This window comes from [Chlorobium] sp. 445 (assembly GCA_002763895.1).
In the GTDB taxonomy this organism is placed as follows: domain Bacteria; phylum Bacteroidota; class Chlorobiia; order Chlorobiales; family Thermochlorobacteraceae; genus Thermochlorobacter.
The window spans coordinates 78272-105168 of record NSLH01000007.1 but is presented as its reverse complement, the minus strand read 5'-3'; the positions used below and the strand labels follow the sequence as shown (position 1 = coordinate 105168).

General features: G+C 48.0%; 20 protein-coding genes and 3 pseudogenes. 9 read left to right on the top strand and 14 right to left on the bottom strand.

The features are described from left to right. Positions 1–236 (bottom strand): hypothetical protein (locus tag CMR00_04555; protein PIO48568.1); only part of this gene is annotated, 236 nt, incomplete at its 3' end. A 53-nt stretch (positions 237–289) separates the two neighbouring features. Between CMR00_04555 and CMR00_04550 the strand changes: the two genes are divergently transcribed. The 3 genes from CMR00_04550 to sprA all read left to right on the top strand — a co-directional run bounded on the left by CMR00_04550 (position 290) and on the right by sprA (position 8871). Next, entirely contained in the window at positions 290–592 is a 303-nt protein-coding gene (locus CMR00_04550) for a hypothetical protein (GenBank protein PIO48567.1), read from the top strand. Further along, positions 568–1308 (top strand): hypothetical protein, encoded by a 741-nt coding sequence (locus CMR00_04545; protein ID PIO48566.1) that lies wholly within the window; start codon positions 568–570, stop codon positions 1306–1308. Before CMR00_04550 ends, CMR00_04545 begins: the two co-directional genes overlap by 25 nt. A gap of 246 nt (positions 1309–1554) precedes the next feature. Then, on the top strand, positions 1555–8871 hold the full coding sequence (sprA, locus tag CMR00_04540) for a cell surface protein SprA (protein ID PIO48565.1): 7317 nt from the start codon (positions 1555–1557) through the stop codon (positions 8869–8871). Between the two features lie 22 nt (positions 8872–8893). On the opposite strand, the gene CMR00_04535 is transcribed toward sprA, so the two are convergent. From CMR00_04535 to CMR00_04515, 5 genes and pseudogenes are all read right to left on the bottom strand, one after another. Then, on the bottom strand, positions 8894–9922 hold the full coding sequence (locus CMR00_04535) for an ABC transporter permease (protein PIO48564.1): 1029 nt from the start codon (positions 9920–9922) through the stop codon (positions 8894–8896). Between the two features lie 17 nt (positions 9923–9939). After that, positions 9940–11773: pseudogene (gene glmS, locus CMR00_04530) on the bottom strand (glutamine--fructose-6-phosphate transaminase (isomerizing)). Between the two features lie 137 nt (positions 11774–11910). Next, positions 11911–12906: a site-specific DNA-methyltransferase gene (locus CMR00_04525; protein ID PIO48563.1), complete on the bottom strand. Its 996-nt coding sequence runs from the start codon at positions 12904–12906 to the stop codon at positions 11911–11913. A 7-nt stretch (positions 12907–12913) separates the two neighbouring features. Then, positions 12914–13996: a type 2 isopentenyl-diphosphate Delta-isomerase gene (locus CMR00_04520; protein PIO48562.1), complete on the bottom strand. Its 1083-nt coding sequence runs from the start codon at positions 13994–13996 to the stop codon at positions 12914–12916. A 69-nt stretch (positions 13997–14065) separates the two neighbouring features. Beyond that, positions 14066–15122 (bottom strand): annotated as a pseudogene (locus CMR00_04515) (NADH-quinone oxidoreductase subunit NuoH). Between the two features lie 241 nt (positions 15123–15363). On the opposite strand from CMR00_04515, the gene CMR00_04510 reads away from it, so the two are divergent. From CMR00_04510 to CMR00_04490, 5 genes are read left to right on the top strand one after another with little or no spacing between them, the layout of a single operon-like run. Then, positions 15364–15969, top strand: a complete 606-nt coding sequence (locus tag CMR00_04510) for a hypothetical protein (GenBank protein ID PIO48561.1) — start codon at positions 15364–15366, stop codon at positions 15967–15969. Positions 15970–16012: 43 nt separating this feature from the next. Then, positions 16013–16732: a pyridoxine 5'-phosphate synthase gene (locus CMR00_04505; protein ID PIO48573.1), complete on the top strand. Its 720-nt coding sequence runs from the start codon at positions 16013–16015 to the stop codon at positions 16730–16732. Between the two features lie 49 nt (positions 16733–16781). After that, positions 16782–17249 (top strand): tRNA-specific adenosine deaminase, encoded by a 468-nt coding sequence (locus CMR00_04500; GenBank protein ID PIO48560.1) that lies wholly within the window; start codon positions 16782–16784, stop codon positions 17247–17249. Then, positions 17230–17916: a non-canonical purine NTP pyrophosphatase, RdgB/HAM1 family gene (rdgB, locus tag CMR00_04495; GenBank protein ID PIO48559.1), complete on the top strand. Its 687-nt coding sequence runs from the start codon at positions 17230–17232 to the stop codon at positions 17914–17916. The genes CMR00_04500 and rdgB overlap by 20 nt, the downstream gene beginning before the upstream one ends. Positions 17917–17957: 41 nt before the next feature. Beyond that, entirely contained in the window at positions 17958–18857 is a 900-nt protein-coding gene (locus CMR00_04490; protein ID PIO48558.1) for a hypothetical protein, read from the top strand. 2 nt (positions 18858–18859) lie between these two features. Here the strand turns inward: CMR00_04490 and CMR00_04485 are convergent. From CMR00_04485 to CMR00_04465, 5 genes and pseudogenes are all read right to left on the bottom strand, one after another. Beyond that, a pseudogene (locus CMR00_04485) lies at positions 18860–19923 on the bottom strand (glucose-1-phosphate thymidylyltransferase). Between the two features lie 51 nt (positions 19924–19974). Next, a complete protein-coding gene (locus tag CMR00_04480; protein PIO48557.1) occupies positions 19975–20355 on the bottom strand; it encodes a YraN family protein in 381 nt (126 codons plus the stop codon). Beyond that, the gene (locus CMR00_04475; GenBank protein ID PIO48556.1) at positions 20337–21434 is read right to left on the bottom strand and encodes an LPS export ABC transporter permease LptG; all 1098 of its coding nucleotides are present in this window, start codon (positions 21432–21434) and stop codon (positions 20337–20339) included. Before CMR00_04475 ends, CMR00_04480 begins: the two co-directional genes overlap by 19 nt. A gap of 153 nt (positions 21435–21587) precedes the next feature. Then, the gene (locus CMR00_04470; GenBank protein ID PIO48555.1) at positions 21588–22496 is read right to left on the bottom strand and encodes a band 7 protein; all 909 of its coding nucleotides are present in this window, start codon (positions 22494–22496) and stop codon (positions 21588–21590) included. Between the two features lie 49 nt (positions 22497–22545). Continuing rightward, the gene (locus CMR00_04465) at positions 22546–23085 is read right to left on the bottom strand and encodes a hypothetical protein (GenBank protein ID PIO48554.1); all 540 of its coding nucleotides are present in this window, start codon (positions 23083–23085) and stop codon (positions 22546–22548) included. A gap of 136 nt (positions 23086–23221) precedes the next feature. Here CMR00_04465 and CMR00_04460 point away from each other — a divergent pair, with 136 nt between their 5' ends. Continuing rightward, entirely contained in the window at positions 23222–23665 is a 444-nt protein-coding gene (locus tag CMR00_04460; protein ID PIO48553.1) for a hypothetical protein, read from the top strand. A gap of 56 nt (positions 23666–23721) precedes the next feature. On the opposite strand, the gene CMR00_04455 is transcribed toward CMR00_04460, so the two are convergent. The 3 genes from CMR00_04455 to CMR00_04445 all read right to left on the bottom strand — a co-directional run bounded on the left by CMR00_04455 (position 23722) and on the right by CMR00_04445 (position 26817). Beyond that, entirely contained in the window at positions 23722–24594 is an 873-nt protein-coding gene (locus CMR00_04455; protein PIO48552.1) for a hypothetical protein, read from the bottom strand. Between the two features lie 172 nt (positions 24595–24766). Beyond that, positions 24767–26158, bottom strand: coding sequence for a hypothetical protein (locus tag CMR00_04450; GenBank protein ID PIO48551.1), 1392 nt, complete (start codon positions 26156–26158; stop codon positions 24767–24769). Between the two features lie 287 nt (positions 26159–26445). Next, on the bottom strand, positions 26446–26817 hold the full coding sequence (locus CMR00_04445; protein PIO48550.1) for a hypothetical protein: 372 nt from the start codon (positions 26815–26817) through the stop codon (positions 26446–26448). Positions 26818–26897: the final 80 nt, after the last annotated feature.

Here is a 26897-nt window from a genome sequence, read left to right as displayed (position 1 = left end):
CCTTTCAAGCCCGACTTTTTGACTTCATTGACAATATCGTCGGGCTTCATAGCAAAGGCTTTTTTGAGCATTTGATAGCCGCCTTGTGCTTCGTAGTCGGTGATGTCGCGCAGGTGCCCCTTGGGCGAAAGATAGCCCTTCAAAATCATGGGTTTGTAGTCGGTCATACTGCTTACTCCAAATGCAATGCGTTGATAAATCAGTACAGAAACGAAAGAACGAGAGGCTTGGTACATCCTCCGAACAAGCGAAACGCGCTGAAAAATTCAGCTCATAACAAGCACGGCGCTTGTTCAATGGAGATGTTTCTGCATCAGGAAACTTGTCGTGCAATTATACAATATCGCACTTTTTTTGCATTTTCAGTGATGTGCAGGTCGAACAAAATTTACGCTTGATAGCAAAGAATTTTTTTGGGGACAAGGCTCAACCTATCTATTTTTCGGGTTTTCAGGAATCGCTGCCAAACTTACTACTGCTTATCTTCGCCGTTTTAGTGACCATGCAAAGTCATCCGTTAGTTGTGCATGCCAAGATGCATAAAACTCAACAGCAACCCAACATATTATGCGCCTTTGTGCATTTCTTTTAATCACGCATTTTTCAGCCCTGCAATCTATTTCAGTGGGCGATGAAGCCTTTGCCAAGATTGACTATCCGAGCACTATCACGATTTATGAAGCTGCATTAGAAAAATCACCAAACGATGCAGAGTTGCTCTGGCGACTGGCGCGCGTCTATGTCTGTCAAGGTGATGTGGTCGCCTTCTCCGAAAAAGAAAGTTTTTACCGCAAAGCCGAGCATTATGCACGCCGTGCAATCAAAGCTGATCCGAATAAAGGTGAAGCCTATACATGGCTTGCGGCAGCGCTCGGTAATCTTGCTCTGTATTACGGCGGCAGTGCAAAAGTGCAACTTGTCGTAGAAATCCAGCGTGCCTTGAACAAGGCAATTGCGCTAAATGAAAAAGATGATGTGGCGTATTCAATTCTCGGTTCGTTTTATCGCTCACTGGCAAATGTCGGCTGGTTTGAGCGTCAAGTTGCAAATGTCTTTTTAGGCGGCTTGCCTGAAGGAGGCTTTGCCGAAGCCGAGAAAGCACTCAAAAAAGCCATTGAACTTTCACCCAACACGATGCGTCATCATTACGAACTGGGTTTACTTTACATGGATACCAGACAACTTAAGGAAGCGCGTAAGGCCTTCGAAAACGCACAGCGATGCCCCGTGCTAATTGCAAGTGATAGACAGCGCCTGACACAAATCAAAAAAATACTGGCATACATTGATGAACAACTCCACGAATAAGTTCGATTGCATATCTTTCCAAAAAAACAAATCCAACTGGCTGCATGCAACACTGACACAAAATGTTTAGCATCAACTTACACTTGTGAGTCAAGGCAGTAGCCAATACAGACGCTTAGGGACAAATTTGTCTGTTGAGGTCAAATGCCGAGGGTGCTATTTTCAAACACCTCATTTGACATAAGGTGCCCAACAGCAAGGCAAGGCACAGCAATTCAATGATGACAGCCAAGATCCAAATTTCTGATGAAGCATTGTCTTCATGTGTGCAAAGCCATGGCTCGTAGACTCATGCTGTCGCCTAGTGCAAGCATGGTGGCCTTAGCAAGTGTGTTGACAGTTGTACTCAGCTTTGCCGCCACACCTTTTCTGAGTGATTTGTCGATAGCGCAGACAATCGCTGAGCGTTTCACAGTCTGGTTGCCAAGTTTGCTGCATCAGGCAAAAACTAAGCCAGCAACGATGCGCAAGACAACACGACTTGCCACACGCGCTATGCTCACACAGCCTTGGCAAAACGACAATTGGCATGCTATGGGCTCCGATACAACGCAGCCTGAAACTAGATCGGTACCGCCCACAGATTCTACATTGCAGTCGGCGCATAGCCTGGATTTGCTGCAACGTAATCGTATGGCGTTGCCAACGACTTCCGTACAAGCAGACAGCGGCTTTGCAAGTGTAACTGACTCCCTTCTAGCGACACCGTTTGATTCAACGGCGCGCGTGGAGCAATTTCTTTACCGCCGAAAAAGTAAGCCGACCATAGAAATCAATGAACCCTTTCTTTCACCGCTCTTTTTACCTCAAAGCGCACTCAAGCGTGAAGTCTTGCTCGATTCGCTCGGTCAATTCATCACGATTTCAGAGAAAATCGAAGGCTATGCCGTCAGACCGACGCTGCGTGTGCCGTTGGAGATGTACAAAAAACTGCGCTTTGAGGCATCACTACGCCAAAACTTCCGAGAGATTGCAGGGCAGCAGTTTAAGCTGCAATCGCAAGATGCGTTCTCTGATGTGTTGGGGCGCATTACGCGACTGCAAATTCTCGTACCTGGTGGCGAGAGTTCATTCTTTGCCACGCTGTTCGGTCCACCAACCGTAAGTTTGCAAGTGGCAGGCAATATCGATATTCGTGCTGGTGTAGAGCTCGAGGATAGCAAAGACCCACAACGCATCGCGATTGGTGCAGGACGCCGCGCTGACCCACGCTTCGACCAACAAGTTCAATTCAATCTCTCCGGTCTTATTGGCGATAAGCTGAACCTGACAGCAGATTGGAACACGCAGCGACCCTTTGAATTCGAGAACCAACTTAAACTTGCTTATCGTGGCTATGAAGATGACATCGTCCAGTCGATTGAAGCCGGCAATGTGACACTGACCTTGCCGACATCGCTCATTGGCAGTAGCCAAGCGCTCTTTGGCATTAAAGCCAAAGCGCAACTGGCAGGACTTGGGCTTACGGCTGTAGCGTCACAGCAGCGTGGGCGCTCCGATGCGCTGAGCATTTCAGGTGGGTCGCAAGAGACAATCGTCAATTTGCAAGCGTGGGAATACGATATTTTGCGACATTTTTTCATCAGCAACTTCTATGCGACAAACTGGGATAAAGCGTTTTCCACACAATTGCCACAAGTGATTGTGCCACAAGATCAAGAAGGGCGACAACTAGGCAGAGTAGAGGTGTGGCGGTTGCCGGAACAAGGCGCTCAGCAATTCCCAGAACGTCGTGCCGCTGTAGCACTCTTTAACTATGGCGATGAACCCTATGATGCACGCAAGTTGGAAGATGGTGTCGGCTTTGCCTTTCCACGCCCACGCTACTATGATGTGCCCGAAGCGCAAAGCGAAGCAATACTCAATCGATTTCGCAATGCCGATACCTTAGAGACTTTGCCGGTCGGACAAGGCATTGTGGGTGAATTTATTTTGCTCAGAGAAGGGGAAGATTACACCATTGACCGACGCTTAGGCTACATTTCATTTCGAAGCCCTGTCAATGACGGCGATGCCATTGCGGTCTCTTACCAATTTACTCGCCAAGGTCTGCCGCCTGTGCAAATTGGTGATTTTTCAAACGACCCGCCCCGACGCAGACTGGTGCTCAAACTTATCAAACCCCCGCAATTGACCAGTAGCAATCAAGGCGCATGGCTTTTGATGCTCAAAAACATTTATAGCTTACGCGCACAGAACATCTCGCCAGAGAATTTTAGTCTCAAAGTGCTGTACTCTGTGCCGGGCAATGTGCCGCCCGAGCAAGAAAACTTACCGATTCCGGGCAGCGGATTTCTCATCTCGCTCTTGGGCTTAGACCGCTTTAATCCGAACAATGTGCCGCCGCCCGATCAACGCTTTGACTTTATTCCAGGCTTGACCATAGACCCACAGCGCGGTCTCATCATCTTTCCCTATTTGCGCCCGTTCGATAAACAAATTCGTGACGAACTGCGCCGGTTAGGTCGACTGGACGCTGCAGGCAATTTCACGAATCCAGCCGATAGCAATTTTGTCTATCAAGAAATTTATTTCAATCAGCAGCGACCAACAGCCAGCGATGCCGGTACAAAGAATCGCTACATTATCCGTGCAAAGTTTAGTGGTGGCATTCAGAATCCATTGCAAATTGGCTTCAATTTGGCACAAGGCAGCGTGCGCGTCCTAAGCAACGGTCAGCCTCTCACTGAAGGAGTTGATTTCACAGTCGATTATCAACTCGGGCAGGTTCAGATTTTGCGTCCAGAACTGCTGTCGCCGGGCGCAAACTTACGTGTAGAGTATGAACGCAACGACATTGTCTTGCTTGCGGCGCGTACTATTCTGGGCACGCGTGCCGAATATGTCTTCAACGAAAATTTCAAACTTGGCGGCACCTTCTTGCAATATGCTGAACGCCCGCTTGCCGACAAAGTACGCGTGGGCGATGAGCCGATTTTCAACCGCATCTATGGCTTCGATATGCAGTTCAAATCTGACTTGCCCTGGCTAACACGTCTCATTGATGAACTGCCATTGCTAAGCACACGAGAACCGTCGGAACTGACACTGAGCGCAGAGTTTGCGCAAGTCTTGCCCGGCACACCCAGCGAGTTGCAAACACCAATAGACCCCGATGGTGTAAGTTTCATTGACGACTTCGAAGGCTCACGACAAAACCTCACACTCGGCTTAGAGAGCAACCTCTGGACGCTGGCTTCGCCGCCAGCAAACATACCTAGCCCAACACTGTTTCAAGACTCTGTGCGTCAAACCCAGCGCGCTTATCTTTCGTGGTATCGACTGCCGCAAGGCGACCCACGCAACGTGCCTACAAATGTGATTTTTCCAAACCGCCGTGCCGCACGCGAAGAACTGCAACAGCGACCTTTTTTCCTGGAATATTTCCCACGTCGGCGCGGACAGTACAATTTCTCGCTGAACTTTCTACGGCAAGCACAAACGACACGCCCCGATAGTGCATGGGCAGGTGTGATGCGCTGCTTTCCACAGTTTGTGCGCAATATTCAAGACGCGAACGTAGAGTTTATTGAATTTTGGTTCAAGTATGAAGCGCTGGAGTCGGGTGCAGGTAATGACACCGGCAATCTGTATCTAGATTTGGGCATTATCAGCGAGGATGTTATTCCCAACGGGCGCTTGAATACCGAAGACGGGATGCCTATTTCCTCCGACCCTAATGGACAAAACGACAATCCAAACGATATCGGTCGAGATGGATATGGACGATTCCTCATCAACACCAGTCCGGCACGTGTCAATGGGGTAATCAATACAGGTGATGTTGGCACGGAAGATGTAGGACTGGACGGAATCTCGGATGCTTTGGAACGGCAAATCCATAGTGCATTTATCAACGGTGCGCGTGAAATTTTAGGTGCGAATAATCCTGAGTTTCTACGTCTGCAAGAAGACCCTGCGGCAGATAACTTTTCTGGCACAGACATTCGTGTGCTAGATCGTGTAGCGAATCCTGAAGGCAACAGCAGCGCACAAGGCGCACTGGTGGGCACAAAAATTTTGCCTGATACAGAGGACCTCAACGGTAATCAAACTACAGATAGGCAGAATAGTTTTTATCGCTATACGATTCCTATCAATCCGAATGAATTGCGTCAAGGTCGCGGGAAATTCATTGTTGGCGGCGGTGAGCGCAATGGCGGTTGGGTGCAGTTTCGCATTCCACTGCAAGCTTTCACGAATCGTGTGGGTGAGATTGGTGATTTTCGCAACATCGCGTATGCACGGCTGTGGCTGGATGGCTTTCGCCAAGCAGCACGCATCGGCTTTGCAACCTTCGACTTTGTCGGCTCACAATGGCGACGCACCGATTCACTATCTGCAATTGCTTCAATCAATGTCGAAGAAAATAGCGCTGTCTATGCTATTCCGCCCGGGGCACAGCGCGCACGCAATTTGCAGCGCCCCGACCAGAATATTCTTGCCAATGAGCAGTCACTCGTCATTATTGGACGCAATATCACGCCGGGCAGCGTGCGCAGCGGGTTTCGCAACTTCGCGCTGGGCGGACAAGGAACAGGCTTTAACCTTAACCCCTATCGGCGATTGCGTGCCTTTTTGCATGCAGACGCACGTGGCATCATCTATAACCCAAATAATCCACTCGACCCCAATAACACACAAGCCATCATTCGCTTTGGCGACGATATTGAACAAAACTACTATGAGTATCGCATTCCTGTGAAACCATCGCCAAGCGTGGTGGTGCCCGAACTCAATTCCCCAGACTATGAAGCTGTGGCGCGTCTGGTGTGGCCTCGCGAAAATGAAGTGGATATTGATTTGCAAGCCTTATCGGCACTCAAACTGCGCGCACGCGATACACTGCGACAAATCAGAGAGCGGTTGCCAAATGGACATGAAATTATTATTCAGGGCAATCCGACGCTCGGCAATGTTCGATTTTTCTTAGTTGGAATTCGCAATCCTGCGCCTGTAACGATTGACACTGCTGTAATTTGGATTAATGAACTGCGTGTCTCTGGCTACAATCAGGAGGCAGGCTGGGCAGTGCGTACAAATGCGACACTCAAATTAGCAGACTTCGCCTCGCTAAGCGCTACATTTTCAAGACGCACAGCTGACTTTCACGCTATTGATGTGCGACTCAATCAACTTGCTGCTCAAAATAATTCGTTAGACTGGGCACTTAGCGGCAACGTCAATTTGCATAAGTTTCTACCAGCTGAAGCAGGTTGGTCTATTCCGATGACTTTTGCACGCGCAGAGCAATTTGCTGAGCCAAAGTTTCAGCCAGGACAGTTCGATATTCAACTACAGGCAGCCATTGACCGCATCGTTGCCGATACACTCGAGCGCGGTGCAACACAAGAACAAGCACGAGCCTTCGGTGAAGAAATCCGCAGACAAGCACAGACCTTTTCAACAACGATGCAGTTTGGTATTCCGCGTGTGCAGAAAAATCAACCCTCAGATTTTTGGCTTGCGCGTCTGACCATCGATCGCATCGCTCTGGGCTACAATTTCACACAAACCAATTCGCGCTCTGCCGTACAAGCGTTTAACGACTCGTGGTCATGGTCGGCAAGCGCAGAATACAGTTTGCCAATCGCTTCAGAAGGCAGTTTCTTCATCGAGCCCCTACGCTTTTTGGAAAAAGTCCCAATTCTCAATGTCTATAAAGACTGGAAGTTTTACTACCTGCCACAGAGCGTAGGCACATCGCTGGCACTGCAACGCTCACGCGCACAGTTTCAAAATCGTGGTCAGCCGCCATCAACGCCAAATGCACTCTTCAACGCAACGCGCACACTGAACATTGACTACGGCAAAATCACCGAGACATTCGGCATGCGATATTCCTCAGTGATTGGGTCAAACCTTTTTTCAGCGGTATTTAATGTTGCTGATACAACAGAACGTAGCGAATCAGAGGTGTGGAGCAGCGTGCTGCAAGATCTTTCGCGCTTTACACTCGGACGCGATCAGACCTACAATCAAAATATCACCTTTGACTGGCGACCTAAACTCATTGAAATTTTAGATTGGCTAAATTTGAATTTCAACTACGCAGCGCAATATACATGGCAAAATCCGCAGCCAGATGCTATCCAACCACTAGGTAATGTGACATCAAGCACAGGAAATTTCAACGTCAATATATCACTCAACATACGCAGCTTGATTAACAAATTCAGTGGGACGCGCTCTGGGGGCGGCTACTACCAAAATCCGTTTGGGCAACCTGCCTTGGGTGCGGTCGCCGTCGATTCCTTGCAGCAAGATTCTGCTGCGGTCTCGCTGGGCACCTTGCTCTCAGGGCTTGGCAGCATTCTCAAAGTCTTTACCAACTTCGATCAAATTAGCCTTCGCTATTCGCAAACGAATACGTATCGCAATGTGGGTGTGGCAGGCGGAGCTGGATTTTTTAACTTCTTTCCGTTTAATCTTGGGCAGCGCGCCGATCTGCCAGCGCCACCTTCGCTTGCCTATCAACTCGGACTAAGCAACGACCCCGGCGAACGCTTGCGCTTAGAGCCTATCGGGAATACCGTGCTAACCTTCCCTGATGCGTTCACAAAATCAACAAACATCGCAGCGCAGACAACATGGAACATTGCCGAGAATTTTCGGGTCGATATCAACTTTCAATCAAACTGGACAGATAATCAAAACCGCATTATCAACAGCGCCACAGGCATAATCACACAAGATGATTTTTCTGGTTCACAAACCCTGTCGTTTGTGGCACTCTTCAAAGGCATTGAAAGTTTTGCTGAGCAAATTCCGCGTGATTCCGTCGGTGGATTTTTAAGCGATAATGCGCGACTGGCGAAAGCCTTTCAGCGCGGGTTTGAAATGTTCTCGTTAGGTCAAACTCTGGGCAGACTCTTCGGGATGGATGACTTGTCTATCTCACGCTTTCCCTTACCTAATTGGAGAATTAGTTGGACTGGTCTTGAAAACTTCTTTTTCTTTCGAGATCTCTTTGCTTCGGCAACACTCGAGCATGCCTACAGCGCAACCTTTACGACAAACTACACGGAGCCAACAGGCAATGAGCGACAGGTCTTAAACTCGACCGTTACAGAGCAACTCTCGCCACTGGTCGGGCTAAGTGTGCAGTGGAAATTTGGTATGACAACGGCAATTTCTTACGGCACGTCACGCTCCTTGAGTTTGCTTTTAGCTAATAACACACTCGATCAGACCACGAGCGCATCGCTTTCAATTACGATGAGTTTCCAGAAGCAGGGGTTGAAAATTCCGTTGGAGTTTTGGCCCTTTAACGGCGCCGTGTTGGAGAATACCTTAGACTTGAGTTTCAATCTTACGCTAGCAGATGAAGAGCGCCAGCAAATTACGTTTCCTGCAGGTGCACGTGAGCCACGTCTGAATCAAGGCATAGGCACCGTACGCTTTAATTTTGAGCCACGCATCGGTTATGCCCTTAGCTCACGCGTCAATGCAAGTTTCTTTTGGCGATACTCGCGTATCACACCAAAAGCCAGTGGGGGACAAATCTTTGAGTCGGTGCGCCAAGACATCGGCTTTAACTTCCGTATCGGTATCGGCAATTAGAACACGATGCACGCTAACAGCCCTACGACTTCGTTGAAGATGGCTGCACGGCAATCACAAAAAGAATAACGATAGCTTGCACAATGAGGAAAATTTCTTTTGGTACATCCGCATTGATGGTGAGCCCGCCGTAGTCGAGCAGTCCAAAGAGCAAGGCTGAGAGCAAAATGCCCAGAGGGTCGGCGTTGGCAAGCATGGCAACAGCGATACCAAGAAACCCAATGCCGCTGACGCCATTGGCTTCGTAGTAGTACCGGTAGCCCAGCACATAGTTTGCAGCAACAAGTCCTGCACAGGCGCCTCCAATGCACATGGAAGCAAAGAGATGAAAGCCGGTGTTGATGCCAGCATACCTTGCTGCTTCAGCGTTGAGTCCAACTGCACGCAATTCATATCCGAAACGCGTACGAGAGAGCCATAAGCTACTGAGTACAGCAAGCAGGAGCGAGAGGAAAATGGCGGCATTCAGGGGCGACTTTGCGGTAAATTCAAGGAATTCCAAGCGAGGTAAGCATGCATTAGGAATAATTTTAGCGGTGCGCACTGTGCCGCTGACGGCCACTTGTGCAAGCCAATAACTCACAATGGCAAGTGCAATGAAGTTGAGCATAATGGTTGAAATCACTTCGTTGATGCCAAAGCGAACGCGCAGCAAACCTGCAGCGCCAGCCCAAAGCGCGCCCACGCCTGCAGCGACAATCAAGCAGGTTGGAATGGCAAGCCAAGCAGGAAGTGAGGCGGGAAGCGCTGTGCCGACCAGCGCACAAAAAAACGTGCCCATCAGAGCCTGCCCTTCACCGCCGATATTGAAAAGTCCAGCTTTGTATGGAAGCGCAACGGCAAGTCCTGTCAGGATAAGCGGTGTAGCGCGAAAGAGCACTTGCCCCAAGCCATAGCCTGTGCCAAATGTGCGCGTGAGCATCTTCTCATAAATCTCAAGCGGATTTTGTCCAATCAGTGCAATAAAAATCGCTCCAATCGCAAAGGCTGCAGCCACGGCACCAAGTGGTCGCGCAAATTGCAAGAGCCGAAACTGAAGTGTGTCTGTCATCGCCTTCCAGCAAAGTGTTATTCGACAGTGACAGACTTTGCCAAATTGCGAGGCTGATCGACATTGCAGCCGCGCATCACAGCAATGTGATAGGCTAAGAGTTGCAGCGGCACAACGGTGAGAATAGGCAGAAGTGCATCGAGTGTTTCAGGCACACGAATAACAAACTCAGCTAAATCATTGATGGCATCATCGCCTTCGGTGGCAATTGCAATGACGCGACCTTTCCGGCTACGCACTTCTTCAACGTTGCTGATAACTTTGTGGTAGATGGCATCTTTGGTTGCAATAAAGACCACAGGCATGTTTTCATCAATGAGCGCAATTGGACCGTGCTTCATTTCAGCGGCAGGGTAGCCTTCGGCGTGAATGTAGGAGATTTCTTTAAGTTTGAGTGCACCTTCAAGTGCAACAGGGAAATTGTAGCCGCGCCCCAAGTAAAGAAAATTGCGTGCGTCTTTGAAGGTCTCAGCAATGCGCACAATAGTCTCATTTTGCAGAAGCACCTGTCGAACTTTCTCGGGCAGAAGATAAAGTTCGTTGATAAAGTTCTTTACTTCAGCGTCGGACAGTGTTCGGCGGTAGCCCAGCGAAAGGGCAATGAGCGCCAGCACTGTAACTTGTGCCGTGAAAGCTTTCGTGGAGGCAACACCAATTTCAGGTCCAGCATGTGTGTAGACACCGCAGTGTGTTTCGCGCGCAATGGTTGAGCCGACAACATTGCAGATGCCCATGACCAGTGCACCGCGTGATTTGGCTTCGCGCAGCGCCGCCAGCGTATCAGCCGTTTCCCCTGATTGTGAAATCACAATGACCACATCACCTTCGCCAACGATGGGATTACGGTAGCGAAATTCTGAGGCATACTCAACCTCGACAGGAATGCGTGCAAGATCTTCAATCAAGCGCTCGCCAACAAGTCCTGCATGCCAACTTGTACCACAGGCGCAAATGATCACGCGCTTTGCTCGACGCAGGGTCTCAAGGTGCTCACGAATGCCACCTAGCCGCACCATATTTTCTTTGCGCAGGGCACGACCTCGTAAGCAGTTCAAAATCGAATCCGGCTGCTCATAAATTTCTTTGAGCATAAAATGCTCATAGCCGCCCTTTTCAATTTCCGAAATGCTAAAGGTGAGTTCTTCGATGGACTTAGGCATCTCGATGTTTTCAATGGTCTTAACGCTGTAGCCATTGCGCGTCAGCGTTGCAATTTCACCATCGGAGAGATAGACAACTTTGCGTGTGTGTCCGACAATCGGTGAGGCATCGGAGCCGACAAAATACTCGCCTTCACCTATGCCAATAAGCAGCGGGCTACCATTGCGCGCAACGATAATCTTATCTGGCTCACGCGATGAAATCACACACAAGCCGTACGTCCCGACCACTTCTTTGAGCGCAAGGCGCACGGCACTTTCTAAATCGCACTCAACTTCAGAGGTAACTTCTTCAATGAGATGCGCAAGCACTTCTGTATCAGTTTCACCCTTGAAATGATGCCCTTTACGGAGTAATTGTGTGCGAATGGCGGCGTAGTTCTCAATAATGCCGTTGTGAATGATAGCAATAGTGCCATCGCCACTAATGTGCGGATGCGCATTGACATCATTCGGCACACCATGTGTTGCCCAGCGTGTATGACCAATGCCAATTGTGGCATGAAGCAAGTCTTCAGGCAGACTTTGCTCAAGGTCAGCGACTTTGCCTTTGCGTTTGTGCACTTCAAGATGACCGTTCAGCAGTGCAATGCCCGCTGAATCGTAACCACGATATTCCAAGCGTTTTTAAGCCTTCAATCAAAATTGGAGCAGCATTTTTATTGCCGATGTATCCGACAATTCCGCACATAGCATTCTAAGTTTAAGTTGTATGGTTGCAAGCGTTGAAACAACTGCTGCTTTGGTTTGGGCAACAAAGAGAAACGCAAAGATAGAAAATTCTCTCTGCTAAACATCGTAGTGCAGCAAAGCACAGTGCAGAATTTTCTATCTTTGCAGAAAATCTATCGGACATGTGTGTGCTAAGGATTTGAAGGATCGACGCTTAGCTATCGCATGTAGTGAATTTCTTTCCCAGAATACCCCGTCGTGATAGCCTTGAATGGTTTTATCTTGCTCTGCCAAGTCAAGTCGCTTTGCTGCTAAACAAGCGTAGTATTCTTCTTTCTCAATACCTACAAATCGACGGTTCAATTTTTTAGCTACAACTGCCGTTGTGCCCGACCCTAAGAATGGATCAAAAATAAGGTCGCCTTCGTTAGAGCTTGCAAGAATAAGCTTGGCAATAAGTTTTTCAGGCTTTTGCGTAGGATGTTCAGTGTTTTCAGGCATAGACCAGAACGGCACGGTGATGTCAGTCCAAAGGTTGGAAGGTGCGGTCAGGCGGAAGTTGCCCTCTGCGGTTTCCTCCCAATCTTTTGGCAGACCGTTTTCACGATAGGGCGCAAGCACTTTGCGCTTGAGTTTGACTGCCTCAGCGTTGAAGACATAATCATCCGAGAGCGTGCAAAACCAGATGTCTTCAGAGCAATTTTTCCAATTGCGTCTGGCTGCCCGACCCTTTTCACGCTCCCAAGTGATACGGTTTCGAACAATAAGATACTTCTCCAAGACAAGTTGCAACGCTGCTGACATGCGCCATTCGCCACATAGATAAAGGCTTGCCGTCGGTTTCAAGGTCTTCAGCAGCTTGGGTAGCCACGACTCAAGATAGGCAATGTATTCGGCAGTCGTTCGTGCTTTGAAGGTCTTGCCGTTAAAGGATTTGGTAAGGTTGTAAGGCGGATCTAAAATGAGCAGATCGACACAGACTTCAGGCAGAAAGTCAAGGACTTCAAAGAGGTCGTTGTGCAAAATGCTGTTTTCAATATCGTGCTGTGAGGCTTTAGCTTGAAGCTGTTTGAGGCGTTTGGAGTAAGCGACAAGTTCGCTCTGTGTGAGCGTGAGGGTGCGGTTTCGTTCGGCACGCTGGTTTTGAGGCATGTGCGATTTACGCTTTCTTTTCCAAAGGGATTTGTTTGAGCAATTTGATGCTTTTTGTACCCAAAAGAAACATTGTTGCGCGCAGGTCGTGCATCAGGCGCAGGGCAAATTTTTTTACGGCTTCTACACCGGCAGGCTCAAAGGCAGCTTTGAGAAAAGGCTTGGCTAATGCGGCAAGGTCGGCACCGAGTGCAAGGGCTTTTGCGATTTCTACGCCGTTTGAAATGCCACCTGACGCAATCACCTGTGCGTGTCGATAGTCTTTTCTGCGTCGTAAGGCACGCAACTCTTCCAAACACTCTGCTGTGGGAATGCCCCAGTTCATCAGTTCTGCAAATCCACTCTCTGTAAAACGCTCATCATGAGTGAATTTCTCAGCGTAGCGCAAGGCTTCAACCTTTTGCCAATTCGTACCCCCAGCTCCTGCGACATCAATAGCTTGGACGCCTGCCTCAATCAACCGAGCAGCGACTTCACCAGAGATACCATTCCCGACTTCCTTTGCAATGATGGGCACAGGCAGATGCTTACAGAGTTTGCACAGTTGCGACAGAAATCCTTTGAAGTTCGTATTGCCTTCAGGCTGAAAGAGTTCTTGTGCCGCATTCAGATGCACGATAAGTCCATCAGCGCGCACAAGCTCAAGTAGTAACTTTAGCTCGCCTTTGGTGAGCCCTTTGGCAACTTCAGGAGCGCCGATATTGGCAAAAATTGGAATGCTCGGCGCAACCCTGCGCACCACAGCAAAACTTTCACGATGTGCCTCAGACTCCAAGGCTTGGCGCATGCTGCCCACACCGAGTGGGATATTCAAGTGCTCACAGGCTTGAGCAAGCACGGCATTAACTTGCGTAGCGCCATTGTATCCGCCTGTCATAGAGGAAATCATCAGCGGATAGCTGACTTTCCTACCAAGAAAGGTGGTGCTAAGGTCAATCTCTGCAAGGTTCAGCTCAGGCGTAGCATTGTGGCGAAAGTCGTAGCGCTCAAAGCCATTGCGTTTGACAAAATCCACATTTTCGTTCAGGCAAAGTTCAACATGGCGCTGCTTGCGACGCATGGTGAGCGTAGCGTCTGATGAAGTTGCCATAGTTACAACAGGTCTTGATTTAGCAAAGTCTGTTCAAGGCGAAAACAAAGTCGCAAGCAATTTGCAATTTTATTTACTGCCAAACATCAAAGCGCCAGCGGCGATAAGAAGTAGATTAAAGAGCGAGAGCGGTAAAAGCTTACGCCAGCCCAAATCCATAAGTTGGTTGTATTTGAAGCGCGGCACAGTCCAGCGTACCCAAATAAAGACAAAAATCATAAAAACAGTTTTAACTACAAACGCCCCAACTTGCAGCGTTACAAATAGCCAAATCGGTAGCCCTGTGGTCTCATCAATGAAAGGCACTTGATAGCCACCAAGAAAAAGTGTCGCAATGACCGCAGAAGCGACAATCATATTGGCATATTCGGCAAGAAAGAAGGTGGCAAATTTCATTGAGCCAAACTCGGTATTGTAGCCACCGACGAGTTCTTGTTCAGCTTCGGGTAAATCGAACGGCGAGCGGTTGCACTCCGCAAATGCGGCGATAGTGAAACAAATAAACCCGATGAAATTTCGAAAGCAGTTCCAATATAGCGGATTAGAAGTTTGCGATTCGACAATATCAGTCATGCGCAGTGAATTAGCCAGCACAACCACGCTCACAACAGAAAGCCCCATGGCAATTTCATAACTAATCATCTGCGCCGAGGAACGCAAGCCACCCAAGAGCGAATACTTATTGTTTGATGCCCAGCCTGCAATCGTCAAACCATAGACACCGATGGAGGTAATTGCAAGAATGTAAAGAATGCCAACACTCACATCTGCAATTGCAACACCTTTAGCAAAAGGCACAACTGCAATCGTGGTCAGTGCGGCAAAGAGCGAAATCATGGGCGCAAGCAGATGATAGAAACGATTTGCAGCAGCAGGCGTGACATCTTCTTTGAAGAGCAGTTTCATCACATCGGCAAAAGGTTGCAAAAGTCCAAAAAGGACCAACACGGTTAGGTCCAATGCGATGCTGAATCGCTGCGGCAATGCGACGCTCCGACCAGACCGTAAGCACCACGCTCAAAATAATTGTAGCAATCAGTGTGATGCCAAGTAAGATGCGTTGAGTAAGATCGAGCGTAACCGTAGCGAAAGGTAAAAGTGCAAGAAATTGAGTTGGATACAGCATAGCGTGAGATTGCATTGCAGGTTTCAAAATCGTAGAGACAAATAACGCATAATTTCAGCGAAAGCACAAAGACTGATAAAGGCACAAAGACATTGAGCCGATGATAAAGGTGCCTTGCACATGTGACGAATCGCATCAGCGACAACCATGATTCGAAATTAGCACTGTCGTTTGTCTGGTTTCTTGCAAAGTATGCGTAAATTACGTATCTAATTTTTTTGACGATAATAGCAAATAGCAAATGTACAGCGAACAAAAGTGGGAAGCCTCTGAAGCGAAAACGCGCTTTGCAAAATCTTTTCCCGGCTTAGAGACCGATGCAGACCTTGCAAGAAGCAAAACACCACAAGCCACTTTCACGCTGCCCTCTAACGGCGTTAAACTGATACTCTACACCGACAACACGTTCTGCTTCGAGCCGCTCAATCTTAATGACGTGCCGCTGCTGCTGACGGCACTGCGTGAATCGCGTCCTTATCTTTCTGCACTCTACTCTGATGCCTTTCAAAGACTCGATGAACTGACCGCACACGACGCAGAACTGTCGAGACTCTCAAAAATGGAAAAATTGCTCGGCGCTATCGTCAACAATAGCCTCGAGATTCCAGCGCTCTACCATCTTGTGCAAAAACAGTTAGAAGATGTCTCAACTTTGCCGCAACACACACTTACGGGTGAAGACAAAATCAAGGCTGAGCGCGTGCTCAACGCCATCCGCTCGCTCATTGCAACAACCCCCGAACTCTATGAGGAAATACCCAAAGTACTCAGCGGCACAAGCACATTGATTCAATGCGATATGATGAAATCTCTGCAACGCAATCTTGCCGATACTTCGCAAAGATGAGAGCCGAAATGCCTCTTTTTATCCCAACTTAATGTCTCTTCCTATGCGTTTGGCTGTCAATGTCGATCATATTGCGACGCTGCGTAATGCGCGCCGTGAAAGTGAGCCTGATCCAGTGCACGCTGCCGTATTGGCAGAACTTGCAGGCGCATCAGGTATTGTCTGTCACTTGCGTGAAGATCGCCGACACATTCAAGACCACGATCTGCGGCGACTGCGTGAAACCATCAAAACAAAGCTCGACCTTGAGATGGCAGCAACAGAAGAAATGAAACGCATTGCCATTGAGATAAAGCCTGAGCTGGTAACGCTGGTCCCTGAAAAGCGCGAAGAGCTAACCACAGAAGGAGGCTTGGATGTCAAACGCCATTTTTCAGCCTTAGCGCCATTCATTGAAGAACTGGCGTCGCATCAAATTCCAACTTCACTGTTCATTGAACCAGAAGATGTTGAACTCTCGGCGAAACTGGGTGCAACGTTTGTTGAACTTCACACAGGAAAATTTTCATGCTTGAAAGATGAGCGCGAAATCTGCCAAGAACTCTCACGCTTGCGAAAGGCAGCAGAACAAGCTCGAAGTCTCGGCTTACGTGTGGTCGCTGGACACGGATTGAATTACCGAAACATTACAGCCTTTGCTTCACTTGCCGATGTGATTGAAGAAGTGAGTATTGGACATGCTATCATTGCACGTGCAGCACTGGTGGGCATGACAGAAGCTGTGCGAGAGATGTTGAACTTGATTCGAAGTGCAACGTCGTAAGAGATGGGCTGGAGAGCTGGCGTGAAACCCAAAATTAAATGCAGCAGAAATGAACCTTGAGTTTATGCAAGAAGCCATTGCCCTCTCACTCGAAAATGTACATGCAGGCAGAGGTGGACCGTTTGCCGCTGTGATTGTCAAAGATGGAAAAATAATTGGGCGTGGCACAAATCTCGTTACTTCGTCCAACGACCCAACTGCGCATGCAGAAATTGTCGCAATTCGTCAAGCCTGCCAGCACATTCGACACTTTCACCTAACAGATTGCGAGATTTACACAACATGCGAGCCTTGTCCAATGTGCCTTGCTGCCATTTACTGGGCACGCTTGCGCAAAATTTACTACGCCAATACGCGTGATGATGCCGCCGCTATCGGCTTCGATGATGCCTTTCTTTACCGTGAAATCACCTTGCCACACGCGCAGCGTGCTGTGCACATTGAACAAATATTGCGCAGCGAAGCCCTCGAGGCATTCAAACTCTGGAAAGAAAAAGATGATAAAATCCAATACTGACTCTGTAATACTTGCACTTGCCACGCGCAATATGGATAAAGCCCGTGAAATCAAACTTAAACTTCATGACCTTACGACTGTGCTGCGCATCAAAAGTGTAGATGAACTTGAAGCCATGGGGTTGCGTCTGCCTGAAGTGGAAGAAACACAATCCACATTGGAAGGCAATGCACTCAAAAAAGCTAGAGAAATTTATGCGGCATTAACGGCGCAGGGACTGTCTAATGTGCTTGCGCTGTCCGATGACACAGGATTAGAAGTGATGGCGTTAGGCGGTGCGCCGGGTGTTCATTCAGCACGCTACGCTGAAAGGGAACTGGGGCGTAAGCCAAGCTACTCGGAAAACGTGGCGAAACTCTTGCGCGAGCTCAAAGGCGTAACACACCGTGAGGCAAAGTTTCGCACGGTGATAGCGCTGGTGGGCGCATTTCATCTTGCAAATCATACTGACTCGCCCTATTTTGAATCTACCTTTGAAGGCGAAGTGCAAGGTATCATTGCTACGGCACCACGCGGTGAAGCAGGATTTGGCTACGACCCCATCTTTGAAGTGCAAACTCTGTCAAAGACCTTTGCAGAGCTAAGCATGGATGAAAAAAACAAAGTAAGCCATCGTGCACTCGCGCTGGAGCGCCTGCAACGCTATCTTCAACGGCTATTTTCATAAGTGTATTCGTTCAAAACCGTTCATTCGATTGCGACCTTTATATGAGCCAATTCACGACTGCTCAACTCGATGCCCTCAATGCCGTCAAGCAAAAATTGCTTGCAGCTGTCGCTGATGAACAAGTCTATAATGCGATTCTACAAAAACTCAGCGCAAAAGAACTCAAACATTTGCAAGAATTTTTTTGGGATTTTCTTATCACGGAATCGCAACAGGCACCTACAAAACGTAGCCGCGCTGATATTCTTGCGGTGCTAGAGCCTACAAGCAAGTATCAACAACGAGCACGCTGCCAAGAGCCGCTGGGCTATTGTACCATTTCGATGTGCGTACGCATCAATCCTGCATGTGCCGTCAATCGCATTTCAGGCATTCTGACAGCGATTCGTCCAATGTTGCAGACTTTGGTTACAGAACGCCCAGAACTGCTCACAAAGTCTGCAGAGACGCCAGTCAGTGCTGCTGAACTGCAAGTCATTGAGCGAAAAAAAGCAGTGAAGGAGGGATTGCCTAAGCGTGTCGCTGAGCCTGAAACACTGCCAGAGGACTTTCGCAGCAAATTTACACGCTACAAAGAAACACTGTGGTCTATGATTGAATCCGATGGCTTGGATCATGCACTCATTATGACCGAACAAGGCACAATTCTACAAGTAGCAACCACGAAAAAATGTGATTTGAACCGCATAACCGACATCATCGCCGATGAAATTTTCTGGGTTAAGGAGCAAGGCTATGCAGCGCAGTTCAACGCATTGCTGACCGTAACCAAAGAGTTCGAAAACGGCGTGCTTGCAATTCGCTCACTGGGCAATAAACTCTATCTTGTGGGAGCCTCGCAAACGGTCTTGCCCGGCAAAATCCATAGCCTGATTTGGCGACTTGGCAACGAACTACAACGCGACATTCAAGACGATATGGCGGCAACAGCGCCAAAATAGTACTAAACAACCTCTACACGCGATTGATCGCCGAGCATAAACCGATTTGTCTTAGGTTTCTTGGTTGCACTGACAATTTGCACATCATTGCCTAAGAGACTTTCTTCGATGCGAATGCCAACATCTTCAATGCGGCAGTTGCGCAGCACGATGCTGAACTCAATCTCAGACTTCTTGATGATGCAGTCGTCATAAATAGAAGTAAAAGGTCCAATATAACTGTCCTTGATGAGGCAGTTCTTACCGATGATGCACGGTCCGCGCAGCACACTGTTCTGGACTTTTGTTCCCTTGCCAATCACGACTTTCCCTGTAACGCTGGAGTCATCATCAACATCGCCTTCAATCGCGGACTCCTGATTTTCTAACACCAGACGGTTTGCTTCAAGCAAATCAAACGGCTTGCCTGTATCTTTCCACCAGCCTGTAATTTCCGAGTAAGTGACACGATACTGCTTTTCAATCAGATATTGATGCGCATCAGAAATTTCAAGCTCACCACGTGCACTGGGTTGAATTGCATTAACCGCTTCAAAAATGCAGGAATCATAAAGATAAATGCCTGCCACGGCATAGTTCGACTTCGGCTTCTGCGGCTTTTCTTCAATGGAGACAATGCGATTATCTTTTAGTTCAGGCACCCCAAAACGCTCAGGGTCCTTAACTTTCGCAAGGGTCAAATGACAATTCGAGCGCTGCGATTGAAACTCCTCAATGAAGCGCTGAACGCCGCCGACTAGCATATTATCACCCAAATAAAAATAAATGGCTCATCTTTGATAAAATCCTGTGAGATTTTAACCACATGTGCAAGCCCTAACGGCGCTTCTTGCGGAATGTAGGTAATCTTTACCCCGAAGCTTTTGCCAGAGCCAATCGCTTGCTCGACATCTTTATTTTTAGCATTGGTGACAATTCCCACTTCCTTAATGCCCGCTGCAGCAACGGCTTCAATAGCATAGTACAGCATCGGCTTGTTAGCAATAGGAATAAGATGTTTGTTTTGTGTGTGTGTGATAGGACGCAAGCGCGTGCCGTGTCCACCTGATGTAATAAGTGCTTTCATGGAATTAAAGTGAGCAAATTGGAAAAATAAATGGCTCTAAAATCTATGGTGCTAAAAGATTCTGAAGGCATCTTCAATAAATTCAATCATGGGGATACCGTTAGCAAAAGAAATAGCAACAACATCAAAACGATACAAGGCATCAGGATGATGCGCGGCGTGGATATAACACTCTGCCGCTTTAGCGATTTCACGCTGCTTAGACGTTGTGATGGCTGCAGTGGGATGACCAAACGCAGCAGTGCGTCGAGTCTTGACTTCAACAAATGAGATGATATTCCCACGCTTGGCAATCAAATCAATTTCATTTCTGCCACAGCGATAGTTTCGCGCAAGAATCTCAAAGCCACGCTCCGCAAGAAATTCAACTGCGTAATCCTCGCCGGCGCGACCTAGAACTTGATTGTAACGATTTACTTTTGTGCGCGCCATAGCATCACCAGTCCAACAGCAAAAAAGAGAAGGTTGGGAAACCACGCTGCTAACCAAGGCGGAATTTCACCTTTATAGCCCAAGGTAGCAAACGTTTGTTGCAAGCCAAGATAGATAAAGCCCACGAGAATGCTAATGCCTGCTTCAAGTGCAAGACCGCTGCGCTTTTTGGCTGCAGAGAGAGGCACACCAATCAGTACGACAATCATGCACGCTACTGGAAAGGCAATTTTGCTGTGATATTTCACCAGTGCCTCGTCAAGTGCTTCAAAACCACCTCTTTTACGCTTCTCAATAAAGGCACGGTGGTCTGGAAGTGTCAGCAGATCAAGTGCGGAAGTGTTTTCTTGCAAATCACGTAACGTAAATGAAAAACTGAATGAGTCGACAGCAGCCACAAAACTGTATTCTTCAGGCGAAAGCGTGAAACGACGACAAATGGCTTCTTGCAAAACCCAGCGGTTGCGCGTGGTGTCAAATATCATCTGCTTAGCATCAATGCGCCACTGCATTGATGAACCCTCAAATTCCTGCACACTGACATTGTAGCAGATATTCTGTACATCATCAAAATACCCAATGGTAACCAAGCGATGGGGTTGGTCAAGAACATTGAAGTTGCTGCGACTGCCGCCCGTCCAAAAAGTTTTGCCAAGTTGCACCGATTCAAACTTTTGCTTTTCGCGCGTTGTACTGGGCACAAGCCAGCCCGAAAAAAAGAAGTCTACGAGCGTAATGACCGCAGCAACTGCAAAGAAAGGCATCAGAATGCGGTAAAGACTAATCCCGCCGGCTTTCATGGCAGTTAGTTCCGTTTGTTTGGAGAGATTGCCTGTAACAAAAAGCGCAGCAAGCAGTGCACTAATAGGCGCAGTCAGTTTGATGTTTTCAGGCAGAAGGTAAAGATAGTATCCAGCAACGGCAAGAAAAGTGGCTTTGCGATCAATGTAGTAGTCAATTTTCTCAATAACATCAATTAAGATAAACAGCGCAATGAAAGCAAGCGTACCAAAAAGAAAGGCTTGCGCATACTGCACAAGAATGTATCGATCAAGGATTTTCACAGTGTCGGAAAAGATGCGTGATGAAGTAGGAGTGAGCGTAGAGGAGGAGACTTAGCAAGCCTAGCGCCTAAACTGTAAGCTATGTTAATCCACACCTCGAAGACATGCGTAGCGCAGCCTAAGTGCAGTTTCATAGTGCGTATTTTTTCAGAGAATCTCAGAAAGATTTTATTTATCACCAATCAAGACAGAAGCGCCTGCGCCTTTGCCCATAAAAATCACCTTGGAGTTGGGTGATTTGACCAGCTCTTGCATGGCTTTGATTTGCTCGTATTGCAATTGCTTATCGGTCAGCGTGCTGTTGATGATTTTCTGATAGTCTGAAATACCCTGTGCCTCGACACGCTTGCGTTCGGCTTCTTGCTGCTCTTTGAGCAAAATGAACTGCATCTTTTGCGCTTCTTGCTCAGCATTGATTTTTGCTTCAATAGCCGCTTTCACAGAAGGCGGCAAGGCAATGTTGCGCACCAAAACTTGCTCCAAAAAAAGCCCGCGCGATTCAAAATCTTTGCGAATTTTCTCTACAATGCGAATTTGAAATTCATCCCGCTTTGAGGAGTAAAGGTCGACCGCATTGTAGTAGACCGCGTTATCGCGCATGGCTGTACGAATAATCGGGCGCACAATTTTTTCTCGATAATCCACGCCAACTTCGCGCAGCAAACGCGGGGCTTCGCTGGCAACCACGCGATACAGCACCGTAACATCGAGCACAACTTCCAACCCATCAGCACTCAGCACGCGCATTGCATCGTCAGTTGTCCGCCCAGCCTCATCGTTAGCACCCGACATCGTGTAGTTTTGTGTTTTGATGTCGAAGCGCACGACCTCTACCAGCGGATTGATAAAACGTAGCCCTTCGGTGAGTACATCGGGTTGAATCTCACCGAAAAGACGTTTTACACCAACTGTACCACCCTCAATCTGCACAATACACTTTGACAAAATCCCGATAGCGATAACACCTATACCGCCAAGCCGAAATAAGGTAGAGAAACGTTGAAAATTTGGATTTGTGCCTGCCGCAACAAATCCCACAATGAGTAAAATAATCCCAAGAACAATAAGTGATGACATTTAGAACAACTTGTTAAGGTTTGGTGCGCAAAGATACAATGATGGCAAGTTACGGTACAACTTCGCCAGCTGGAAACTTGCCTGCAAGTTTAAGTCCTAAAAAGACCAACCCTGTAAGCAGCGAGCCCAAGAGACCTGCAAGCATGTTAACAAGCGAGCCGATAAGTATGGCGCCAAGCGACATCTCAAACGCAATGCCAAAGGTAAAATGTGCAGCCCAGAAGGCTAATGCGGTCATTAAGCAGAATCCAAAACTTGTCGCAAGGCTACCCAGAAATGATACAAAGACTTTCTCTTTGACCCCTGCTGTAACACTGCTGATACGCTCTTGACGCTTCGCCCCCGTAGGATCATAAAGCCGATTGACCCCATAGCCCCCCAGTGCAACAGCAATAATCAATGGAGCATAAAAAAGGTAAGACTTGAGACTATCCAAAAACTCAGGATGAAAATTACCACCAAGTTGCTCACTGGTTAGGCGCAACACAAAAATAGAGGAAATGTAAAAAGTAGTACCCCAGAGAAAACTCACACTGATCCACAGTCCCACACGATTTTCTCGTGCACTTGTCGTGAAATTGTTCGTCATAATTTGCCTTGCTGATTAAAAGTTGATGTTCTGATGCCGTCTGATAAACTGCCCAAACATCTCATTACAAAGATAGGGAACGCCGCGCGTTCTACATAGAGTTTCAAAACCTAAAATGTAATGCCTTTTAATCCAAATGTCTCTGCCAACAAGTGCATTATTGCTCAATTTCATGGCGACGCTGTTCATGACTGGCGTCATCTGGTACGTACAAATCGTGCATTATCCGCTCTTCAGTCGTGTTGGCAGCGTGTCATTCCGCGACTATGAACTCTTACATTCCAATCTTACCACAGCAGTCGTAATCCTTCCAATGCTGGTAGAACTGGTAACGGCGCTTTATCTCTGTTGGGAACGACCAAATGAAGTTTCAGCAAGCGAGGCGGTTTTGGGAGCAGCATTGCTCGGTATAATCTGGTTTTCGACAATGTTTATCCAAGTCCCAAAACATGCACAGCTAAGTGCAGGATTCGATGAAAGAATCCATCAGGCACTGGTAGCCACAAATTGGATTCGCACGGTGCTCTGGAGTGCACGCAGCATATTGATGAGCTGGCTTATCTTGAAAATGTTGAAGTAGTCAGCAAGACAGGGCACAGATGTAAAGCTAAGGCAAGCCCCAAGCGACATGATGCATCAGTTCTGGTCAGCAATATCTTTAAGCGAGAACCGCAGATTAGAAACAACACCTGCTCGCTTGGGCAGTTCAACGGACTTACCGTTGAGCCACACTTCTGCAACTTCAGCCTTACCGAGTGTAAGTTTGACAAGGCTATCGGCATCAAAGTGAGAACTTTCATTAGCACGCAGATAAGCTTCCTGAACTTTGCTCTCATCTGTGACAACACCGACCCAGCAATCTGACTTGGCGCGCACGACCAAAGAGAGCTTTTTCTTTGAAGTGTGCTCAGTGGCAAAAGTAGGAATCGGACTCGATGCTGCAGCAGGTGTGGCAGAAACAGCGTCAAGTGTCGGTGGCGGAAGGAGAGTTTTCGATGTTGGTTCAGTCGAAGAAGATGAAACTTGCCGATCAGAAGAGCTCGCCATAACCGATGGCGTAGCCGATGAACCGATTTTGCGAATGACTTCAGGCTCAGACGAGCGTGAAGAAAAGTAAAATGCGCCTGCAGCAAGAGCCAAGATAGACAGACCAAAGATAGCCAGCCGCATGGGGGAGAAAAGCAAAGCCAGACGCTCCAACCACTCGTCTGAGGATGGCGACGAAGGCGGCGACACTTGCTGTGCCTGAAGTGCATTGGACTGAGCTGAAAAATGCTCATCGAGCGCTGCAAGATAAGCGCGAAGCGTCTCAGCAGGAAGGTTAAGTGCTTCTGCGTATTTGCGCACAATTTGGCGTATGTAGAAAGGTGGAAGAAAGTCGTAGCAACCGCTCTCAAGCCGCTGCAACGATTCAAGTTGGATGTTGGTTCGATGACTGATTTCGAGGAGTGTGATGCCCAGTGCTTGACGCGCAGCCGCTAGTTCTGACGCAAGATCATAGTGTTGCATTGGTGATGTCTCTCCCTTCCGCAGCGAACGCTGTATTTGGTTTTGTTCGTTTTGAATATGAGCGGTAATAGAAAACAAAACTTAGAACGGCGTAACGAAATATAAAAGCTAGAGCAGCGCTTGTCAAGTGTTTAACAAAAATTTAACATTAGAAAATACATAGGTAGGAAATTCAGAACTGCAAGCGCAAGGAGACGCGTGGCTCAAGGCGCAGCAGTGGTTCATAGCGTAAAATGGTGTTGTTTTCCCCGCGCACAGGCAAGAATGTCCATTGATAGACAACAGAAAGTGAAAGATAGGGATAAGGCAGGTAGCCAAACTCCACTTGCGCAAACGTCTGCTCATCAAGAGTGAAAAGCTTCTCAAGGCTAAAATCGCGCTTAAAATAATCGGCGCGAAAGACAAGCGCAGGAATAAGCTCCTCGAAACGTGCAGAGATCTGCAAAAGTGCGCCGCGTGTGCTGCGGTAAAGCCGCTGATAAGAGCCAAATAAGTGAAATTTGCCCAAGATGGAACCCCCCAATTCTCCATAAATGCCCAGATCACCTCGAGCGCTATGACGAAGATCATCTGACCGTGCGGCAATAGCGGTATCAGACTGACGGTAACGCCCTTGCTCATAGAGCGCATCAAAGTAGGCAAATTGGAAACGATCGGTAAGCAATCGCTGCTCGAGTTTGGCTGAGACAACCGCAATGCCAAAGAGATTTTTCAGCGAGCCTGATATGCCCGCTGCAATGCCGGCACCATAACCTACAATGCCAGCCACATCAAAGTGAAGGTCGGCATCAAACATAGGCAGGCGCACAATCGGTACGCCCGCATCAACGCCAAGCGCAATAAGCGCACGCTCTCGTCCGATTATCCCAGATTGAGCAAGCCTATTCGTTGTATCAGCGCCATGACTCAGTTGTATGTTGGCATTCTCGTTGAAGTCAGACACAACCGTCGCCCCAAACTCTAACCCTGAACCGAAAGCGTGCAAAGGACGCCAAAATGGACGAACCCCAACGACATAAAACGTGCTCACATCACTGACAACGGACTCGAAACCGAAATGCCCAAAGTCGGCATCAAACTCAATGCCAAGACGGCGCGCATCGTAGCTGGCATTATTGCGGTATAAAAACATAATAGAGCCATGCCCGAGCCGCGCAGCATCGAGCTGACCAAGGCGAAAGTAGAGGCTATCGCGCTTGAAGCCGTATCGCACATAGCGAAGGAGACGCAGGTAACTGGAAATGCCATCGCGCCAATCTTCCTGACGCAGCTGCCCTTGCTGACTAATGCGCAAGTTGATGTCTAACCCAACACCCCACCGCTCTAATTCTAACTCTGGCGAGAGACCAACCACATAAAACGTTTGGTTATCGAAGATGCTGATGCCTAAACTTCCGCCGAAAGCATTGCCTAATTCACGGCTAAAAAAGATCGAGTAGGCATCAAAACGGGGCAAGGCACGAACAGCCTGACCCGAAGACGGTGAAGCGGCAGGCTGCTGTCCAAAAGCAAATGATGCAAAACTTGAAAAGAGAACAAGAGCAAAGTAGCACTTCAAAGACATTTGTATGTTTAACCTAAATTTTAATCACAAAGATAGGGGCTACTGAAGTGATATAAACATCCAACTGCAAGCTGGCTGCAGATCATGGGAAAGTAGGTGCAGTGTTGCAAAAGAAGAAAAAACGAAGGGACCCGCAATTCTGCGCATGTGCGACTGACTCGCATAGTGGATTGCTCTACGCTTAAATAGCAAGTCCACAAAGATTTGTGCACAATTGCAAGATGCAAAAGTCTAATCTAGACTACCTCAAGGGCATATGCTAACAACACTTCACGCGGTGATGACCATCATTTGACATAGCGCTGAAAATAGCGCATTTGCTGCTCGACAAGCATGGCTTCAAGTTCAGCACGGCGCTCTGGTGTTTGCTGTGCCAGAAAGATTTGCCACTGTTCCTCAAGGTGAATGGGACAGTCGTCAACGAAATCGCAGATGCGGCAGTAACGACGTTGATACATCTGCTCCATCCAACAGCCCGTCTCACTTTTCTTGACTTCATCAACATAATTCGGATTTTCTTCAATCAGACGGTCGCCAGTCTCAATAAGGTCTTTAAGGTAGCCATGCTGTTTTTCTTCCTCAATCATTTTGATCATTTCATTGTGCTCTTCGGAATAGCGATTGAGGATGTTCTGAATAAGGTCGCGCAAGATTGACATGGTTATTCTCCTTTCCCGATATGCCCCACACAAGGGCGCGTTAATGTACTACCTGAAATTACACAATCTCTGGGGTAAAG

Excerpts from the sequence above, each read along its gene's own strand:
- CMR00_04470 (PIO48555.1), bottom strand. The coding sequence starts at position 22,496 with ATGTCATCACTTATTGTTCTTGGGATTATTTTACTCATTGTGGGATTT.
- CMR00_04445 (PIO48550.1), bottom strand. The coding sequence starts at position 26,817 with ATGTCAATCTTGCGCGACCTTATTCAGAACATCCTCAATCGCTATTCC.
- CMR00_04510 (PIO48561.1), top strand. The coding sequence starts at position 15,364 with ATGTACAGCGAACAAAAGTGGGAAGCCTCTGAAGCGAAAACGCGCTTT.
- CMR00_04480 (PIO48557.1), bottom strand. The coding sequence starts at position 20,355 with ATGGCGCGCACAAAAGTAAATCGTTACAATCAAGTTCTAGGTCGCGCC.
- CMR00_04465 (PIO48554.1), bottom strand. The coding sequence starts at position 23,085 with ATGACGAACAATTTCACGACAAGTGCACGAGAAAATCGTGTGGGACTG.
- CMR00_04490 (PIO48558.1), top strand. The coding sequence starts at position 17,958 with ATGAGCCAATTCACGACTGCTCAACTCGATGCCCTCAATGCCGTCAAG.
- sprA (PIO48565.1), top strand. The coding sequence starts at position 1,555 with ATGAAGCATTGTCTTCATGTGTGCAAAGCCATGGCTCGTAGACTCATG.
- CMR00_04455 (PIO48552.1), bottom strand. The coding sequence starts at position 24,594 with ATGCAACACTATGATCTTGCGTCAGAACTAGCGGCTGCGCGTCAAGCA.
- CMR00_04500 (PIO48560.1), top strand. The coding sequence starts at position 16,782 with ATGAACCTTGAGTTTATGCAAGAAGCCATTGCCCTCTCACTCGAAAAT.
- CMR00_04520 (PIO48562.1), bottom strand. The coding sequence starts at position 13,996 with ATGGCAACTTCATCAGACGCTACGCTCACCATGCGTCGCAAGCAGCGC.
- CMR00_04525 (PIO48563.1), bottom strand. The coding sequence starts at position 12,906 with ATGCCTCAAAACCAGCGTGCCGAACGAAACCGCACCCTCACGCTCACA.
- CMR00_04535 (PIO48564.1), bottom strand. The coding sequence starts at position 9,922 with ATGACAGACACACTTCAGTTTCGGCTCTTGCAATTTGCGCGACCACTT.
- CMR00_04505 (PIO48573.1), top strand. The coding sequence starts at position 16,013 with ATGCGTTTGGCTGTCAATGTCGATCATATTGCGACGCTGCGTAATGCG.
- rdgB (PIO48559.1), top strand. The coding sequence starts at position 17,230 with ATGATAAAATCCAATACTGACTCTGTAATACTTGCACTTGCCACGCGC.
- CMR00_04545 (PIO48566.1), top strand. The coding sequence starts at position 568 with ATGCGCCTTTGTGCATTTCTTTTAATCACGCATTTTTCAGCCCTGCAA.
- CMR00_04460 (PIO48553.1), top strand. The coding sequence starts at position 23,222 with ATGTCTCTGCCAACAAGTGCATTATTGCTCAATTTCATGGCGACGCTG.
- CMR00_04450 (PIO48551.1), bottom strand. The coding sequence starts at position 26,158 with ATGTCTTTGAAGTGCTACTTTGCTCTTGTTCTCTTTTCAAGTTTTGCA.